General features: G+C 72.8%; 15 protein-coding genes and 1 pseudogene. 9 read left to right on the top strand and 7 right to left on the bottom strand.

Annotation, left to right across the window (positions count from 1 at the left end):
* The first annotated feature begins 24 nt into the window (after positions 1 to 24).
* The 8 genes and pseudogenes from ACGFW5_RS15985 (at position 25) to ACGFW5_RS15950 (ending at position 5,436) form a co-directional block, all read left to right on the top strand.
* On the top strand, positions 25 to 237 hold the full coding sequence (locus ACGFW5_RS15985) for a DUF397 domain-containing protein (RefSeq protein ID WP_393834823.1): 213 nt from the start codon (positions 25 to 27) through the stop codon (positions 235 to 237).
* A gap of 95 nt (positions 238 to 332) precedes the next feature.
* Positions 333 to 488, top strand: coding sequence for a hypothetical protein (locus tag ACGFW5_RS15980; protein WP_393834822.1), 156 nt, complete (start codon positions 333 to 335; stop codon positions 486 to 488).
* A gap of 82 nt (positions 489 to 570) precedes the next feature.
* Positions 571 to 801: a DUF397 domain-containing protein gene (locus ACGFW5_RS15975; protein WP_393834821.1), complete on the top strand. Its 231-nt coding sequence runs from the start codon at positions 571 to 573 to the stop codon at positions 799 to 801.
* A gap of 27 nt (positions 802 to 828) precedes the next feature.
* Positions 829 to 1,041, top strand: a complete 213-nt coding sequence (locus ACGFW5_RS15970) for a DUF397 domain-containing protein (RefSeq protein ID WP_393834820.1) — start codon at positions 829 to 831, stop codon at positions 1,039 to 1,041.
* Positions 1,042 to 1,158: 117 nt separating this feature from the next.
* Complete coding sequence (locus ACGFW5_RS15965) at positions 1,159 to 2,328, top strand: NAD(P)/FAD-dependent oxidoreductase (RefSeq protein WP_393834819.1); 1,170 nt, start codon at positions 1,159 to 1,161, stop codon at positions 2,326 to 2,328.
* Between the two features lie 167 nt (positions 2,329 to 2,495).
* Positions 2,496 to 2,768: pseudogene (locus ACGFW5_RS15960) on the top strand ((2Fe-2S)-binding protein); the annotation flags it as partial.
* Between the two features lie 402 nt (positions 2,769 to 3,170).
* Entirely contained in the window at positions 3,171 to 4,640 is a 1,470-nt protein-coding gene (locus ACGFW5_RS15955; RefSeq protein WP_393834885.1) for an FAD-dependent oxidoreductase, read from the top strand.
* Positions 4,641 to 4,728: 88 nt separating this feature from the next.
* Positions 4,729 to 5,436, top strand: coding sequence for a GntR family transcriptional regulator (locus ACGFW5_RS15950; RefSeq protein ID WP_393834818.1), 708 nt, complete (start codon positions 4,729 to 4,731; stop codon positions 5,434 to 5,436).
* Positions 5,437 to 5,480: 44 nt separating this feature from the next.
* On the opposite strand, the gene ACGFW5_RS15945 is transcribed toward ACGFW5_RS15950, so the two are convergent.
* From ACGFW5_RS15945 to ACGFW5_RS15930, 4 genes are all read right to left on the bottom strand, one after another.
* Positions 5,481 to 6,356 carry a helix-turn-helix domain-containing protein gene (locus ACGFW5_RS15945; RefSeq protein ID WP_393834817.1) on the bottom strand — a complete coding sequence of 292 codons (876 nt, stop codon included), beginning with the start codon at positions 6,354 to 6,356 and terminating at the stop codon, positions 5,481 to 5,483.
* A 217-nt stretch (positions 6,357 to 6,573) separates the two neighbouring features.
* Positions 6,574 to 6,921: a MerR family transcriptional regulator gene (locus ACGFW5_RS15940; RefSeq protein ID WP_393834816.1), complete on the bottom strand. Its 348-nt coding sequence runs from the start codon at positions 6,919 to 6,921 to the stop codon at positions 6,574 to 6,576.
* Between the two features lie 299 nt (positions 6,922 to 7,220).
* Positions 7,221 to 7,523: an SCO5918 family protein gene (locus tag ACGFW5_RS15935; RefSeq protein WP_393834815.1), complete on the bottom strand. Its 303-nt coding sequence runs from the start codon at positions 7,521 to 7,523 to the stop codon at positions 7,221 to 7,223.
* A 228-nt stretch (positions 7,524 to 7,751) separates the two neighbouring features.
* The gene (locus tag ACGFW5_RS15930) at positions 7,752 to 7,955 is read right to left on the bottom strand and encodes a cold-shock protein (RefSeq protein ID WP_393834814.1); all 204 of its coding nucleotides are present in this window, start codon (positions 7,953 to 7,955) and stop codon (positions 7,752 to 7,754) included.
* A gap of 330 nt (positions 7,956 to 8,285) precedes the next feature.
* On the opposite strand from ACGFW5_RS15930, the gene ACGFW5_RS15925 reads away from it, so the two are divergent.
* Positions 8,286 to 11,444, top strand: coding sequence for an ATP-binding protein (locus ACGFW5_RS15925; protein ID WP_393834813.1), 3,159 nt, complete (start codon positions 8,286 to 8,288; stop codon positions 11,442 to 11,444).
* Here ACGFW5_RS15925 and ACGFW5_RS15920 read toward each other — a convergent pair.
* The 3 genes from ACGFW5_RS15920 to ACGFW5_RS15910 all read right to left on the bottom strand — a co-directional run bounded on the left by ACGFW5_RS15920 (position 11,422) and on the right by ACGFW5_RS15910 (position 15,213).
* Positions 11,422 to 12,216: an ABC transporter permease gene (locus ACGFW5_RS15920; protein WP_393834812.1), complete on the bottom strand. Its 795-nt coding sequence runs from the start codon at positions 12,214 to 12,216 to the stop codon at positions 11,422 to 11,424. The genes ACGFW5_RS15925 and ACGFW5_RS15920 overlap by 23 nt on opposite strands.
* Positions 12,213 to 13,193, bottom strand: a complete 981-nt coding sequence (locus ACGFW5_RS15915; protein WP_393834811.1) for an ATP-binding cassette domain-containing protein — start codon at positions 13,191 to 13,193, stop codon at positions 12,213 to 12,215. The genes ACGFW5_RS15920 and ACGFW5_RS15915 overlap by 4 nt, the downstream gene beginning before the upstream one ends.
* 868 nt (positions 13,194 to 14,061) lie before the next feature.
* A complete protein-coding gene (locus ACGFW5_RS15910) occupies positions 14,062 to 15,213 on the bottom strand; it encodes an acyl-CoA dehydrogenase family protein (RefSeq protein WP_393834810.1) in 1,152 nt (383 codons plus the stop codon).
* Between the last annotated feature and the right edge of the window lie 89 nt (positions 15,214 to 15,302).

Below are 15,302 nucleotides of genomic sequence, written 5' to 3'. Positions count from 1 at the left end.
ACCTCCACTCCGAGAGGCTGACCCATGATGCCCAGCACCGTGTATGAACTGGTCCCCGAAAGCGCTTGGACCAAATCGACGTACAGCGGCGACGGCGGAAACTGCGTCGAGGTCGCCCACGGCGTCACCGGCGCGGCGCCCGTGCGGGACTCGAAGTTCCCCGCCGGTCCGGCGCTGGTGATCCCGGACAGTATCTGGGGTGTCTTCCTGGACGCCGTGAAGCACCGCGCCATCTGAGTACGGACGTACGGCGGAGCCGCCACCCCTACATTTGAGGTGGCGGCTCTGTGGTGTGCGGCTCGGTGAGAACGAACGATGGGTGCCACGTCGAGATGGCTGACACCCGGGCCGGCTGGACGGTGGTGGGCAGAGTGTGGCCCGGGTTGAGAACGATGAAGTCGTGCGGGGACTGGATGATGCACGCCTCCATGGGGAGAATCTCGATGCGGATGTTCCCCCAAGGGGTGGCGAGCTGGGCGATCGCGTGACCTCCCAGGTCCGGACCGCCTGGGGACTCCCGCCGGAACACACCACAGCGCTTGTGCAACGACTAGTCCGGGAGGTTGAGCAATGAAGCCTCATCGCACCGTCCCTGCCCTCACCGCGTACGCCCTGGCCCCCGAGAGGGCCTGGCGCAAGTCCTCGTACAGCAACGACGGCTCTGGCAACTGCGTCGAAGTCGCCGAGCTCACCGCCACCGTCGCGGTACGTGACTCCAAGCAGTCCGCCGGCCCCGCCTTCCAGGTTTCCACCACCGCGTTCCACGCGTTCATCGACTTCGCGAAGAACACCACCGTTTGAACCTTCACCCCGAGAGGCTGAACCGTGATGCCCAGCACCGCGTATGAACTGGCTTCTGAAAGCGCCTGGCGCAAATCCTCGTACAGCAGCGACGGCTCCGGCAACTGCGTCGAGGTCGCCCATGGCGTCACCGGCGCGATGCCCGTGCGGGACTCGAAGTTCCCCGCCGGTCCGGCGCTCGTGATCCCCGGCGGCATCTGGGGTGTCTTCCTGGACGCCGTGAAACGTCGGACCATCTGAGTACGGACGTACGGCGGAGCCGTCACCCCGGCCGTGGGGTGGCGGCTCCTTCGCGTGGGGCACCCCCTTGGCAGGAACAGTGCCATGTGAAATATTACTGAGGTGTCCATGAGATCCATGAGAAGCACCGCGGACGTCATCGTGGTGGGTGCGGGGGTCGTGGGGGCCGCCTGCGCCTACTACGCGGCCCGCGCCGGTCTGCGGGTCACCGTGCTCGACCGGGGCCCGGTGGCCGGCGGAACCACGGGGGCCGGGGAGGGCAACCTCCTGGTGTCCGACAAGGAACCCGGCCCCGAGCTCGAACTGGCCCTGCTGTCCACCCAGTTGTGGCAGGAGCTGGCCGAGCTGCTGCCGCCGCGCATCGAGTACGAGCCCAAGGGCGGTCTCGTCGTTGCCCGTGACGCGGCGGGGATGGCCGCGCTGCGTACGTTCGCGGCGGCCCAGGACAAGGCGGGCGTCACCACGCACGAGGTCGCGGGCGACCGGCTGCACGACCTGGAGCCACACCTGGCGCCGGGTCTCGCAGGAGGCTTCCATTATCCCGAGGACGCCCAGGTCATGCCCGCCCTCGCCGCCGCCCACCTGCTGCGCGCATCCGGCGCCGAGGTCCGGCTCGGCCAGGAGGTCACCGGCCTGCTCACCGGGCCCGGCGGCGCGGTGCGCGGCGTACGGACCGCCAACGGGGTGCTGCACGCGCCGCACGTGGTCAACGCGGCCGGCACCTGGGGCGGTGAACTGGCCCGCCTGGCCGGGGTGTTCCTGCCCGTGCTGCCCCGGCGCGGCTTCGTCCTCGTCACCGAACCGCTGCCACGCGTGGTGCGGCACAAGGTGTACGCGGCGGACTACGTCGCCGACGTGGCCAGCGGCTCGGCCGCTCTCCAGACCTCCCCGGTCGTCGAGGGCACCCCGGCCGGGCCGGTCCTGATCGGGGCGAGCCGCGAGCGCGTCGGCTTCGACCGCACCTTGTCCATCGAGGCGGTGAGCCGCCTCGCGGCCGGCGCCGCGGGCCTCTTCCCCGTCCTGGCGCAGGTCCGGATCCTGCGGACGTACGCGGGCTTCCGCCCCTATCTGCCGGACCACCTTCCCGCGATCGGAGCGGACCCGAGGGTGCCGGGCCTGCTCCACGCGTGCGGCCACGAAGGCGCGGGCATCGGCCTCGCGCCCGCGACCGGCCGCATCATCGCGGCATGCCTGACGGGGGAGCGGCCTCCGTTGGATACGGGGGCGTTTGCGCCGGGGCGGTTCGAGGGGGCGGAGTTGGAGGTGGGGGGCGATGCCCATGCGTGAGGTTCACGCGGGGTGGGTGGTGTGAGTGTGGTGCGGGTGCCGGCTCCGGTGCTGGTGTCGGTGTCAGTAGTGGGCGCTGCCCCCAACTCGGCCGCTTTCGCCCGTACTTGACAGGCCTGGCCCGGCGTTCAGTGTGACCAGCCCGCCCCGACGAAAGGAGAGCCACGATGGCCCGAGAGCCCAGGGAGCTGGCCGGGGCGCGCCCCGGACCGGAGTTCGAGATCACGGTCGACGGCCGCCCGGTGTCCGCGCTGCCCGGTCAGTCGGTCGCCGCGGCGTTGTGGGGCGCGGGCATCCTGGCCTGGCGCACGACCCGCGAGGCGGGCGGGCCCCGGGGCGCGTTCTGCGGCATCGGGCAGTGTTACGACTGCCTCGCCACGGTCAACGGCGTGCCCAACCGGCGGGCGTGCCTGGTGGCTGCGGCGCCGGGTGATGCGATCACGACACAGGAGGGGGTGGGGCGTGCGGGGGCCCCTGCGGGGGGCTCGGGTGAGGGGTCGGGGGTGGCTCCTGCGGGTGCCCCTGCGGGTGCCCTTGCGGGGGGTGCCGGTTCGGGTTGTGGGTCGGCTGCGGATCGTGCGGGGCTGGGCGCGCAGTTCCCCGCGCCCCTGGCGGGGCTGGGGGTGGGGGCGCCTGTGCCTCTGGCGGGGTCGGGCGAGACGGATCCCGCGCCCCTGGCGGGGTTGGGGGAGGCGGGCCCCGGGCCCCTGGCGGGGTTGGGGGCGCCCGCGCCTGTGCCCCTGGCGGGGTTGGGGGAGGCGGGCCCCGCGCCCCTGGCGGGGTTGGGGGAGGCGGGCCCCGCGCCCCTGGCGGGGTTGGGGGCCGGGGCCGGGCCCAGGGGCGTGGGGGAGTATGACCTTGTTGTCGTCGGTGCTGGGCCCGCTGGGCTCGCCGGGGCCGTCACGGCGGCCGAACTCGGGCTTCGGGTCGCTCTGTTGGACCTGGCCGAGCAGATCGGTGGGCAGTTCTACCGGCAGCCCGCGGCCGGGCTCAACGCCGGGCGGCCGGAGGCGTTGCACCATGACTGGGACGCCTTCGTCGCGTTGCGCGAGCGGCTTGCGGCGAGCGGGGTCGTGCATCTCGCGCAGCACCACGTCTGGGCGGTGGAGCGGCACGACGACACCCGCTGGACCGTGCACGCCGTCACCGGGGCCGACGGCGAGGGGACGCAGCCGGTACGGGTGCGGGCGCGTGCCGTGCTGCTCGCGACGGGCGCGTACGAGCGTCAACTCCCCTTCCCGGGATGGACGTTGCCCGGCGTCGTCGGAGCGGGCGGTGCCCAGGCCATGCTGAAGGCCGGGCTCGTGCTGCCCGGCAGGCGCGTGGTCGTCGCGGGGAGCGGGCCGCTGCTCCTGGCCGTCGCCTCCTCGCTCGCCGCGGCAGGCGCCGAGGTCCCGGCCGTGATCGAGGCGTCGGGCTACCTCGGTTACGCCCGCCGCCCCGGCGCGCTCGCCGCCAACCCGCACAAGCTCGTCGAGGCCGCGGTGCACGGCGCGGCGCTGGTGCGCCACCGGGTGGCGCTGCGCACCCGCAGTGCGGTGGCGCGGGTGCACGGGGAGGGGCGCGTGGAGGCCGTCACCGTCGTACGGCTCGACCGGGACTGGCGGCCCGTGCCGGGCACGGGCCGCGACATCGCCTGTGACGCGCTGGCCGTCGGTCACGGCCTGGTCCCGGGGATCGACCTGGCCACCACCCTCGGCTGCGCCACCCGCCGCACCCCCGACGGCTCCCTCGCCCTCGCCCTCGACCACCGCCAGGAGACCTCACTGCGCGGACTGTGGGCGGCGGGCGAGCCGGGCGGAGTGGGCGGCGCTCAACTGGCGTGTGTGGAGGGCGAGTTGGCGGCGCTGGCGATCGCCGCCAGGCTCGGCAGGAACCCCGGACCCGGTGGGCGCGTGCGGCAGTTGAGGAGCCGCCGCACCCGGCTGCGCGCCTTCGCCGACACCATGGCGGCCGCGCACGCGCCGGGTCCGGGCCGGCTCGACCGGCTGCCCGACGACACCGAGGTGTGCCGCTGCGAAGAGGTGACGGCCGGCCGCGTCCGGGAGGCCGTGGAGGACTACGGCGCCCGCGACGCCCGTACGGCGAAGCTGCTCACCCGGGCCGGCATGGGCTGGTGCCAGGGGCGGACATGCGGCACGGCGGTGTCCTGCCTCGCGGGCGGCGCCGAACCCCCTGCCGAGCGGCGCCCGTTGGCGACACCGGTCCCGCTCGCGGCCCTGGCGTCCCTCGCGACGCCGGAGGGTGAGGAGGGTGCGGAGGGTGCGGAGGGTGCGGAGGGGGCCGAAGGGGCCGAGGGGGCCGAGAAGTGACCGGATCCGGGCAGCGGAACGAACCCGCCGATCCTGAAAAACAACGTGACATTGTACTCTGGTTCCCCGCTCGGTACGGAGGAACAGCATGGGACACCTGAAGCAGAGCAAGGTCATCACCACCACCGAGCGACTGCGCGACCAGGTCGCCCACGCGCTGCGGGCGGCGCTGATCTCCGGCGAGTTGCGCCCCGGCCAGGTCTACTCGGCGCCGGGCCTCGCCGAGGACTTCGGCATCTCCGCCACGCCCGTGCGCGAGGCCATGCTCGACCTCGCCCGGGAGGGGCTGGTGGAGCCGGTCCGCAACAAGGGGTTCCGGGTCACCGAGGTCAACGAGCGCGACCTCGACCAGTACACCGAGATCCGGGCCCTGATCGAGGTCCCCATGATCGGCCGGATCACCCGTACCGCGGACCGCGCCGATCTGGAGGCGCTGCGTCCGGTGGCGGAGGAGATCGTGCGCGCGGCCCGCGACCACGACCTCATCGGCTACCTGGAGGCGGACCGCCGCTTCCACCTCTCGCTGCTCGCCCTGTCCGGTAACGAGCGCCTGGTGGAGACCGTCGGCGAACTGCGCAAGCGCTCCCGCCTGTACGGTCTGACCGCCCTCGACCAGCGCGACGAGCTGATCCCCTCCGCCGAGGAGCACATCGAACTCCTCGACCTGATGCTGGCGGGCGACGCCCGGGCCGCCGAGAAGTGCATGACCCGCCACCTCGGTCACGTCCGCTCACTGTGGGCGAGGAGCGAGGCGGCCGGCCCCAAACCGAAACGCCGCCTCAGCACGACCCGCTGACCCTGCCGCGCTTCAGCCCCGGCGCACGCCCGGCGGCGTACGGCTCAGGTGCCCTTGGGTGCGGCCCGCTCGACCGGGATCCACAGGGCCGCGTCCGTGGTGTCGCCGGCCGCTGCCGGCCGGGTGCGCAGGATTTCCGGGCCCGGCCGGCTCCGGTACGGGTTGGACGGGAACCACTGCGTGAACACGTCCCGCCACAGCTCCTGCAAGGCCTGCGGGTACGGCCCGGTGTTCTCGAACACCGCCCACGTGCCTGCGGGCACCAGCAGGGCGTCCAGGTCGTCGGGCGGCTCCGTCCCCGCCAACGCGGCGTGCCAGTAGTCGAGTTCGGTGCCCTCCGCCCGGCTCGGGTCCAGGTCGTCGCAGGCCGAGACGATGCCCTCGGGCTCCTGGTCGGACAGCTGGTGGATGCGGAGCGACGTGTCCCGCGCGATGCCCCGGACGAACTCGGCGATCGCCGGGTTCACGCCCTGGTGCACGAGCGGCACCCGTGCCTTCCGGCCCACCAGGTGGAACGCCCCCTTCTCCACGACCCTGTACCGCATGCTGCTGCTCCCTTCGACGACGAGGCGGAAGGACATCCGGGGCTGGGACCGCAGGGCCGCGCCGGTTCGCCGGGCTTCCCCGGGGCCCACGCCGTGCATGGCTCGGAACGCCCGCGCGAAGGCCTCGCCCGAGGTGTAGCCGTAGCGCACCGCGACGTCGAGCAGCGTGTGCTGCCCGGCGAGCACGTCGGCGCCCGCGACGGTCAGCCGCCTGCGCCGTACGTACTCCGACAGCGGCATCCCGGCCAGCGCCGAGAACAGCCGCCGCAGGTGATACTCCGACGTCGTCGCGATGCGGGCGAGTTCGGCCACGTCGATGCTCTTGTCGAGGTGAGCCTCGATGTGGTCCATGGCCTCGTTGAGCCGCTTGAGCACCCCGGCCCCCTTTCCTTCCTTACGCCGTCCACGCTAGGAGCGTCGAGGGTGGGCCCACCCGACATTCCCTGCCCGGTGCGGTCGGGCGGGAGGAATCGGGGGTCGGGCGAGGGGGCTGTGCGGGCAGTGCGACGCTCGTTCGGTCTGCGGGTGGCCGGGTGGCCGGGTGGCATGGCGGCCGGCCGGGGTCAGGTGCGCAACCGGGCTGCGCGCTCACCTACGCGCCGGATGAGGGCGTGCTGTCGTCGCCGGCCGCCGCCGACCGGTACTCCGCGTTGAGTCGCTGTGCTTCCTCCAGCTGGTCCTCCAGGATGACGATGCGGCAGGCCGCCTCGACGGGTGTGCCCTGGTCGACGAGTTCGCGGGCCCGCGCGGCGATGCGCAGCTGGTAGCGGGAGTAGCGCCGGTGGCCGCCCTCCGAGCGCAGCGGAGTGATCAGCCGGGCGTCGCCCAGGGCCCGCAGGAACCCCGGGCTCGCGCCGATGAGCTCGGCGGCCCGGCCCATCGTGTAAGCGGGGTAGTCGTCGTCGTCCAGCCGGCCAGGAAGGGGGCTATCCGCTGTCATGTCACCTCTTTGTGCAACGCGTCGAGGGGCCAGGGTGCCGTACGGCACCGAGGCCCCGCAGAATTCAACACCATCGGGCGGGCCGACCGCCGCGCGGACGGCGCGGACGGCGCGGACGGCGCGGAGGTGCCGGTACGCGTACGACGTGGCTGAGGCGCCGCGTGGGCGGGCGCGAGCGGGGTGGCGCGCGACGAGGGGTGGCGTGCGATGAGGGGTGACGCGCGACGAGGGCCGCGCCGGTGTGTCGGCGGGCCCTCGTGGTGGTGTGCGGTGCGGGCGGCCGGTGGCCGCCCCCGGTGTTACGCCAGTGCCGACACGCCGAGCAGCGCGGACGCCGTCTCCAGCGGGGTGAGGGCGGGCTCCGGCTCGGGGAGTGCCTGGCAGGTGAAGCCGAGGCGGGTCATGGCCCGGCTCACTTCCTGCGCGCTGAAGTCGCGGCGGTCCTGGCGGGTGACGACCTCGCCGACCTGCTTGACCGGGTAGTGGCGGCGGCCGATGAGGACGGACTCACCCGTGATGGGCTCGGGCTTGATGCCCTTCATGGAGGCCACCACCCCGCTCTTGGTCAGATCGAACGGGAAGCGGGCGATGACGCAGCGCATGATGCCTCACAGGGAGCAGGAGGAAGGAATTCCCAGGAAAACGAACGGCATGGGGAATTGCGGGAAAGTCGGGCGGGCCGTATGCCGGCGAAAGCGTGGCGTGCATTGCGCCGAATTCGCCGGGTGCGGCGCGCCACCGGAATGGCGTACGGCAATCCGGCCCGGAAATGCAACGAGCTGGGGCCCGCACCCGAAGGTGCGGGCCCCAGCTGCGAAGTACGCGACGCGTCAGGCGGGAACGATGTTCTCGGCCGTCGGGCCCTTCTGGCCCTGCGCGATGTCGAAGTTGACCTTCTGGCCTTCCTGGAGCTCACGGAAGCCCTGGGCGGCGATGTTCGAGTAGTGGGCGAACACGTCCGGGCCGCCACCCTCCTGCTCGATGAAGCCGAAGCCCTTTTCTGCGTTGAACCACTTGACGGTACCGGCGCTCATGACAATCTCCTTCGGGGCATTTCCCGGAGTCCACACCGTGCGGACCCCGCGTCACTGCGATGATTACCCCGCCCGGAGATGAAAAGACCGGGACATACAAAAGAGCACCCGTCGGCACGGAGGCCGGCGCGGTCGCCCGAAGTTTTGGGAACCACAACTGCAACTGATATCGACCCTAGCACGGTGCCCCGTGGAGGCGCGGTAAATAATTCCGCTCCGCCAGTCGCGTAAGAAATCCTTACGGGGCGTCGCTTCGATTTCTCTCGTGGCGGTGACAGATATTTCTGGCCACGGGGGTGCGCGGGGCCGTCCGCTGACTACTCTGCACGGGTGACCACCGAGTTGACCTTGCTGACGCGCGTCGCCTACCGGGGCCAGGAGGTGACCGCGCCCCGGCTGCGCGGGCTCCTGGCACTGCTCGCCGAGGACCTGAAGTCCGGGTGCAGCACCGGCCGGCTCGTCGAGGGACTGTGGAGCGAGGAGCTGCCCGAGCGGCCCGGCAAGGCGGTCCAGGTGCTGGTCTCGCGGGTGCGCTCGCAGCTCGGCCCCGACGTCATCGCCAGCACCCCCGCCGGCTACCGCATCGCCCTCGCGGACAACCAGGTCGACAGCTCCGCGCTGCTGCTGCACGCCGCGGCGAGCGAGGCGCGGGCCGGGGCCGGCGAGCACGAGCGGGCGCTCGCCGAGGCGGAGGCCGGGCTCGCCCTGTGGGACGGCGTCGTGGACAGCGGCGACGGCGAGGACCTGCACGACCCCGTCGCGGCGCTGCGCCGCGCGCGGTCCGCCGCCCACCGCACCCTGGAACGGTCGAGGGCGCTCGCACTGGCCCGGCTCGGCCGGCACGCCGACGCGCTGCGGCCGCTGGCCCGTACCGCCCGCGAGCTGCCCCGAGACGAGGAAGTCCTTGCGGAGCTGCTGCGCTGCGAGGCGGCCACGACGGGACCCGCCGCCGCGCTCACCCGCTACGACACCTACCGGCGCGCCCTGCGGGACCGCCTCGGCGCCGACCCCGGACCCGAACTGGCCTCCATACACCAGGAGTTGCTGCGCGGCGAGGCGCCGCTGGTACGGCACGGCGTACTGCACGAGCCCAACCCGCTGCTCGGCCGGGACGCCGACGTCACCGCCGTCACCGCACTGCTGCGCACCGCGCGGGTCGCCTCCGTCGTCGGCCCCGGCGGCCTCGGCAAGACCCGGCTCGCCCACGCGGTGGGCCGCGAGGCCGAACAGCGGGTCGTGCACTTCGTGCCGCTGGCCGGTGTCACCGCCGACGACGACGTGGCCACCGAGGTCGCCTCGGTGCTCGGCGTCGGCGCCGTACGCACGCCGGGCCCCGCCGGACTGCTCGCCGGCATCGTCGGCGTGCTCGGGACCGGCCCCGCGCTCCTCGTCCTCGACAACTGCGAGCACGTCATCCGGGGCGCCGCCGACCTGGTGCGGGCCCTCGTGTCGCGCTCCAAGGAGCTGCGGGTGCTCACCACGAGCCGGGCCCCGCTCGGGCTGACCTCCGAGTCCGTGTACGCGCTGCCGGAGCTCGGCCTCGTATCGACGGTCGAACTGTTCACGCAGCGGGCCCGCGCCGCGCGGCCGGACGCGGAGCTCGACGAGCGGGCGGTCCAGGAGCTGTGCCGCCAGCTCGACGGGCTGCCCCTCGCCGTCGAACTCGCCGCGGCCCGGGTGCGGGTCCTGTCCGTGCCCGAGATCGCCCGGCGGCTCGGCGACCGGTTCGCGCTGCTGCGCGGCGGCGGACGCGACGTGCCCGAGCGCCACCGCACCCTGCGCGCCGTCGTCGAGTGGAGCTGGAATCTGCTCGAAGCCGAGGGGCAGGCCGCGCTGCGCGTCCTGTCGGTGTTCCCCGGCGGCTTCACCGAGAGCGCCGCGGAACACGTCCTGCGCGGCGACGACAAGCTGTTCCTGCTGGAACAGCTCGCCGACCAGTCGCTGATCAAGGCCGCCGACACCCCGTCCGGGGTGCGCTTCCACATGCTGGAGACGGTGCGGGAGTTCAGCGCAGCCCGCCGCGCCGAGGCCGGGGAGGACGAGGCGGTCACCGACCGGTTCCTCGGCTGGGCGCGCGGCTTCGGCCGGGCCCACCACGACGCCCTGTTCAGCCCCGACTCGCTGCGGTCCTGGGAGCTCACCAGGAGCGAGCAGGACAACCTCTTCCTCGCGCTGCGCCACGCACTGGCCCGCGACGACGGTCCCACCCTCGCGGGCCTGACCGCCGTGCTCGCCTCGCTGTGGGCCACCGACTCCAACTACAGCCGCCTGACCGGACTCGCCGCCGACACCGCGGGCCCGCTCTCGCACTTTCGCCCCGGCCCCGACGACATCGAGCCCGCCCGCAGCGCCGCCGTGGTGTGCACGATCAGCCTCTTCATGGGCTACGGGCCGCACGCCGTACGCCAGTTGGTGACTTTGCGCCGGCTGCCGCCCGCCGAGCCGGACACCCTGATGCGGGCCCTGGACACCGTGCTGCGCGCGCTGCCCGAGGTGCACCCGCCGCACTACGCGCTGCTCCGGGAGCTGTGCGCGTCCCGGAACGCGCTGCTCGCCGGCGTCGCCGAGTGCTTCGCCAGCTATGTGTGGGAGTACGAACGCGACGTGGACCGCGCCCTCGACTCGGCCCGCCGTGCGCTGACCGCGCTGACCGCGCTGGGCAATCCGGCCACCGAGATGCTGGGCCACGGCCGCATCAGCGAGCTGTGTCTGCAAACGGAGCGGGGCGAGGAGGCCTACCGGCACCTGATGGCCTCGCTCGCCGTACTCGAACGCACCGGTGACTGGGCCGACGCGGCCGGCTGGTACGACGCGGTCGGGGTGCGCTGGGCGCTGGTCCTGGCCTGTCTCCAGCGGGGCGAGATCGACGAGGCGGAGCGCTGGCTGGAGCTCGCGGCCCTTGAGCAGGCGCCCGAGCCGGCCCAGGTCTTCAGCGCGGAGCTCGGCTCGCGGGCCGAGATAGCCCTGCTCAGAGGGTTGACCGAGGTGGGGCTCGGGCTGTGGCGGCAGGCGGTGGCGCAGTTGCGCGACGCGGGCGCGCTGTATCCCGACGACCCGTTCGTGGGCACATGGGCGCTGCAAATCCAGTCGACGGCGGTGGCCGCGCACGCCCGGCACGGGCGCCTGGAGCTGGTGGCGGACCTCGCGACCGAACTGCGGGCCCAGGCCCGGGAGTTGCTGTCCCGTTCGCCCGATGAGGCCAGCCCCGCCGAGCTTCCGGTGTCCGGGACGATGCTGCTGGCCCTCGGGCTCGCGGGGCTTGCCCGGGGTGAGCGTTCGGGCGTACGGCTGCTGGCACTGGCCGAGCGGATGCGCGTGCACCGGGACTTTCCGACGATGTCCGCCGCGCGGGCCCGGCGGTCCGCCGAGGACGCCGACGGGGCGGCGTACGCCGACGCGGTGTCGGAGTACGCCGCCCTGGGGCGCGGCGAGCTGGAGGCGGCCGCCGCGGTGGAGCTGCGCGGCATCAGCGCTGGGGGTCGCGGTTGAACTTGGCCTTCGACCAGAAGTAGCCGAGCACCGTGAGGCCCACGGACCAGGCGATGGCGAGCCATCCGTTGGAGCCGATCTCCGTGCCGAGCAGCAGCCCGCGCAGGGTCTCGATGGCCGGGGTGAACGGCTGGTACTGGGCGATCGGCTGGAACCAGCCGGGCATCGAGTGCAGCGGCACGAACGCGCTGGACAGCAGGGGCAGCAGGATCAGCGGCATCGCGTTGTTGCTTGCGGCCTCGGCGTTCGGGCTGATCAGGCCCATGCCGACGGCGATCCAGGTGAGCGACAGAGCGAACAGCACCAGCAGTCCGAAGGCGGCGAACCATTCGAGGACGGTGGCGTCGGTCGAGCGGAAGCCGATGGCCACGCCGACGGCGCCGACCAGGACCACGCTGAGGACCGACTGGAGCACGCTCCCGATGACATGCCCGACGATCACCGAGCCGCGGTGGATCGCCATGGTGCGGAAGCGGGCGACGATGCCCTCGGTCATGTCGTTGGAGACGGAGATCGCGGTGCCGACCACGGTGGAGCCGACGGTCATGAGCAGGACGCCCGGCACGATGTAGGCGATGTACTTGGCCCGGTCGGGCCCGCCCGCCCCGATGCCCATGCTCATGGCGTCGCCGAAGATGTAGACGAAGAGCAGCAGCAGCATGATCGGCGTGAGCAGCAGGTTCAGGGTGAGTGAGGGGTAGCGCCGGGCGTGCAGCAGGTTGCGTCGCAGCATGGTCGAGGTGTCGCGGACGGCGAGGGACAGCGAGCTCATCGGACGTTCTCCTTCGGGGCGGCGGCGGCCGGGGTGGCGGCGGTGAGGGGGTGGGCGGTGAGGGCGAAGAATACGTCGTCGAGGTCGGGAGTGTGCACGGTGAGCTCGTCGGCCTCGATGGCGGCGGCGTCCAGCCAGTCGAGGATGGCGCGCAGCTCGCGCTGGCTGCCGCCGCTCGGGATCTGAAGCGACAGCGACTCGTCGTCGCGGGTCGCCTCGCGCAGACCGGTGGCCGCGTCCACGTACGCCTGCGGGTCGGTGAACCGGAGCCGGACGTGCCCGCCGGGCACGAGCCGCTTGAGCTCGCTCGCCGTGCCCTGCGCGACGAGCTTCCCGCCGTGCAACACGGCGATGCGGTCGGCGAGTTCGTCGGCCTCGTCGAGGTACTGCGTGGTGAGGAAGACGGTCACGCCGCCGGCGACGAGGCCGCGGATGATGGTCCACATGGTGTGCCGGCTGCGCGGGTCGAGGCCGGTGGTCGGCTCGTCGAGGAAGATGACGCGCGGGCTGCCGACCAGCGTCATGGCGATGTCGAGGCGTCGGCGCATGCCGCCGGAGTAGGTCGAGGCGGGCTTCTTCGCCGCCTCGGTCAGGTCGAAGCGTTCGAGCAGGCCGGTGGCGACCCTGCGGCCCTCGCGCCGGGGGAGGTGGTGCAGGTCGGCCATGAGGAGCATGTTCTCCTCGCCGGTGATGAGGTTGTCGACCGCCGAGAACTGACCGGTGACGCCGATCGCCGCGCGCACGGCCTGGGGGTCGGCCGTCAGGTCGTGTCCGGCGACGCGCAGTTCGCCGGCGTCGGCGGAGATCAGCGTGGAGAGGATCTGCACGGCGGTGGTCTTGCCGGCGCCGTTGGGCCCGAGGAGCGAGAAGACCGTGCCGGCCGGCACGGCGAGGTCGATGCCGTCCAGGACGGTCTTGTCGCCGTAGGCCTTGCGCAGGCCGGTGGCCGCGATTGCGATGTCGGAGCTCGTCGTCATGCCCCAGAGCGTGCGCCCCCTCGCATTCAACCCGGTTTCAACCCGGTTTCACCCCCGCCCCCACGCGGGCCACGTCCCGCACGCGGGGGTGGGTTTGAGGGACGCGGGGCACGGTCCGCGGGCGGGGGTGGGTTTGAGGAGGGGCGCGGGGCCCGTTCCTGCGGACGAGGGTGGGTTTCAGGGGCGCGGGGAACTGCGCGAGCAACTGGGCACGGTCCGCAGGCGAGGGCGGGTTTCGGGGGCGCGAGCAACCGGGCACGGTCCGCAGCCGGGGACGGCTTTGAGGGGCGCGGGGAACGGCGCGAGCAACCGGGCACGGTCCGCAGCCGGGAACGGCTTTGAGGGGCGCGGGGAACTGCGCGAGCAACCGGGCACGGTCCGCAGCCGGGAACGGCTTTGAGGGGCGCGGAGAACTGCGCGAGCAACCGGGCCGCGAGCAACGGGGCACGGTCCGCAGCCGGGAACGGCTTTGAGGGGCGCGGGGAACTGCGCGAGCAACCGGGCACGGTCCGCACGCGAGGGCGGGTTTCAGGGGCGCGAGGAACTGCGCGAGAACCCCGCACGGTCCGCAGCCGAGGGCGGATTTGAGGGGCGCGGGGAACTGCGCGAGCAACCCCGCACGGCCCGCAGCCGAGGACGGATTTCGGCGGCGGCGCGATGGGCCCCAGGACCCCGACCCCGAAGGAGCAGCACGCACGCAGCCGCCGAGCCGAGGAGAGGCGGTCGTCGCAGACGCCCCGGCCGAGCGACCGGGGCGGACGCGGTCAGCGTGCGGGGCGCCGGAGCCCGCGTAGGCCCTGCGGCCGCGAGGCAGCCACGCGCACCCGTACGAGCGCCGGAGCCGGAGCCGGCCCAGGCCCTGCGCCGCTCAGAGCCCCATGGACTTGGCGACGATCGAACGCATGATCTCGCTGGTACCACCAAAGATCCGGCTCGCCCGGTTGTCGGCGTACAGCCGGGCGATCGGACTGTCCAGGGTGAAGCCGAAGCCGCCGTGCAGTTGCAGACACTTGTCCAGCACCGCGGGCGCCGCCTCCGTGCAGTACAGCTTGGTGGCGGCGGCCTCCTCGGCGGTCAACTCCCCCGCGTCGAACGCGTCCAGGGCCTGGTCGACGACCGCTTGGAGCGCGTTCACCGTGACCTTGCAGTCGGCGAGTACGAACTTGGTGTTCTGGAAGGCGGCGACGGGCTTGCCGAAAGCGATGCGCCCGCGGACGTACTCGCTGGTGAGGTGGACCGCGGCGGCAGCATGCGCGTACGCCCCGACGGCGATCCCCAGGCGTTCCTGCGGGAATATGTCCGCGAGGCAGGCGAAGGCGTCGTCCGGACGGCCCACCACATCGCCGGCCGGGACCCGCACATCGCTGAACGTCATGGCGACTATGTCGCTGGACCGCAGGCCGAGCGTGACCGCCTCGGACTCGACCCTCACACCCGGGGCACGGGTGTCCACGGCGAGCAGGGACATGCCACTGCGCCGGTCGGACCCGCCCGTCGAGGTGCGGCAGGCGACGAGCACCAGATCGGCCTGGGCGCCTCCGGAGACGTAGGCCTTGGCCCCGTTGAGGACGTAGTGGGTGCCGTCCTCGGACAGCTCGGCGGTGGTGCGCAGCCCGGCGACGTCCGAGCCGGCCTCCGGCTCCGTGATCGCGATGGCCGTCATCAGCTCACCGGTGACGAACCCCGGCAGCCAGCGCTCCTGCTGCTCCCTGGTCGTGTACTTCACCAGGGTGGCGGGCAGGGCAAGATGCGCGCTGGCGGCACCGAAGGTGACACCGGCCCGAGCGCACTCCTCGGTGATGACGGCGTTGAACTTGAAACCTCTCTCGCCACTGCCGCCGAACTCCTCCGGGATACCGAACCCGAAGATGCCCAATTTTCCCAGTTTGAGGTAAAAATCGCGCGGCACGCGGCCGGCCGCCTCCCACTCGGGATATACGGGTACGACCTCTGCCTCGATTAGGTCCCGTACCGCCGCGCGGAACGTCTCGTGCTCGTCCTGGAAAACAGTGCGCCGCACCGTGTCTTCCCCCCGTAGGTCTGATCGGTGTCTGAACCAACGACTCGACACTAAGCGCGAGGTGAGGACCCTGTCCAGGCTGACAGGCC

The organism is Streptomyces sp. NPDC048416, from assembly GCF_043200435.1.
Taxonomy (GTDB): domain Bacteria; phylum Actinomycetota; class Actinomycetes; order Streptomycetales; family Streptomycetaceae; genus Streptomyces.
The sequence above is the reverse complement of the archived record's forward strand: the minus strand, read 5'-3'. Positions and strand labels throughout refer to the sequence as shown.

What these genes read in the sequence shown, in the direction of transcription:
- ACGFW5_RS15920 (WP_393834812.1), bottom strand. Translation starts at nt 12,216, where the DNA reads ATGAGCTCGCTGTCCCTCGCCGTCCGCGACACCTCGACCATGCTGCGA.
- ACGFW5_RS15915 (WP_393834811.1), bottom strand. Translation starts at nt 13,193, where the DNA reads ATGACGACGAGCTCCGACATCGCAATCGCGGCCACCGGCCTGCGCAAG.
- ACGFW5_RS15970 (WP_393834820.1), top strand. Translation starts at nt 829, where the DNA reads ATGCCCAGCACCGCGTATGAACTGGCTTCTGAAAGCGCCTGGCGCAAA.
- ACGFW5_RS15950 (WP_393834818.1), top strand. Translation starts at nt 4,729, where the DNA reads ATGGGACACCTGAAGCAGAGCAAGGTCATCACCACCACCGAGCGACTG.
- ACGFW5_RS15940 (WP_393834816.1), bottom strand. Translation starts at nt 6,921, where the DNA reads ATGACAGCGGATAGCCCCCTTCCTGGCCGGCTGGACGACGACGACTAC.
- ACGFW5_RS15980 (WP_393834822.1), top strand. Translation starts at nt 333, where the DNA reads ATGGCTGACACCCGGGCCGGCTGGACGGTGGTGGGCAGAGTGTGGCCC.
- ACGFW5_RS15975 (WP_393834821.1), top strand. Translation starts at nt 571, where the DNA reads ATGAAGCCTCATCGCACCGTCCCTGCCCTCACCGCGTACGCCCTGGCC.
- ACGFW5_RS15965 (WP_393834819.1), top strand. Translation starts at nt 1,159, where the DNA reads ATGAGAAGCACCGCGGACGTCATCGTGGTGGGTGCGGGGGTCGTGGGG.
- ACGFW5_RS15935 (WP_393834815.1), bottom strand. Translation starts at nt 7,523, where the DNA reads ATGCGCTGCGTCATCGCCCGCTTCCCGTTCGATCTGACCAAGAGCGGG.
- ACGFW5_RS15985 (WP_393834823.1), top strand. Translation starts at nt 25, where the DNA reads ATGATGCCCAGCACCGTGTATGAACTGGTCCCCGAAAGCGCTTGGACC.
- ACGFW5_RS15930 (WP_393834814.1), bottom strand. Translation starts at nt 7,955, where the DNA reads ATGAGCGCCGGTACCGTCAAGTGGTTCAACGCAGAAAAGGGCTTCGGC.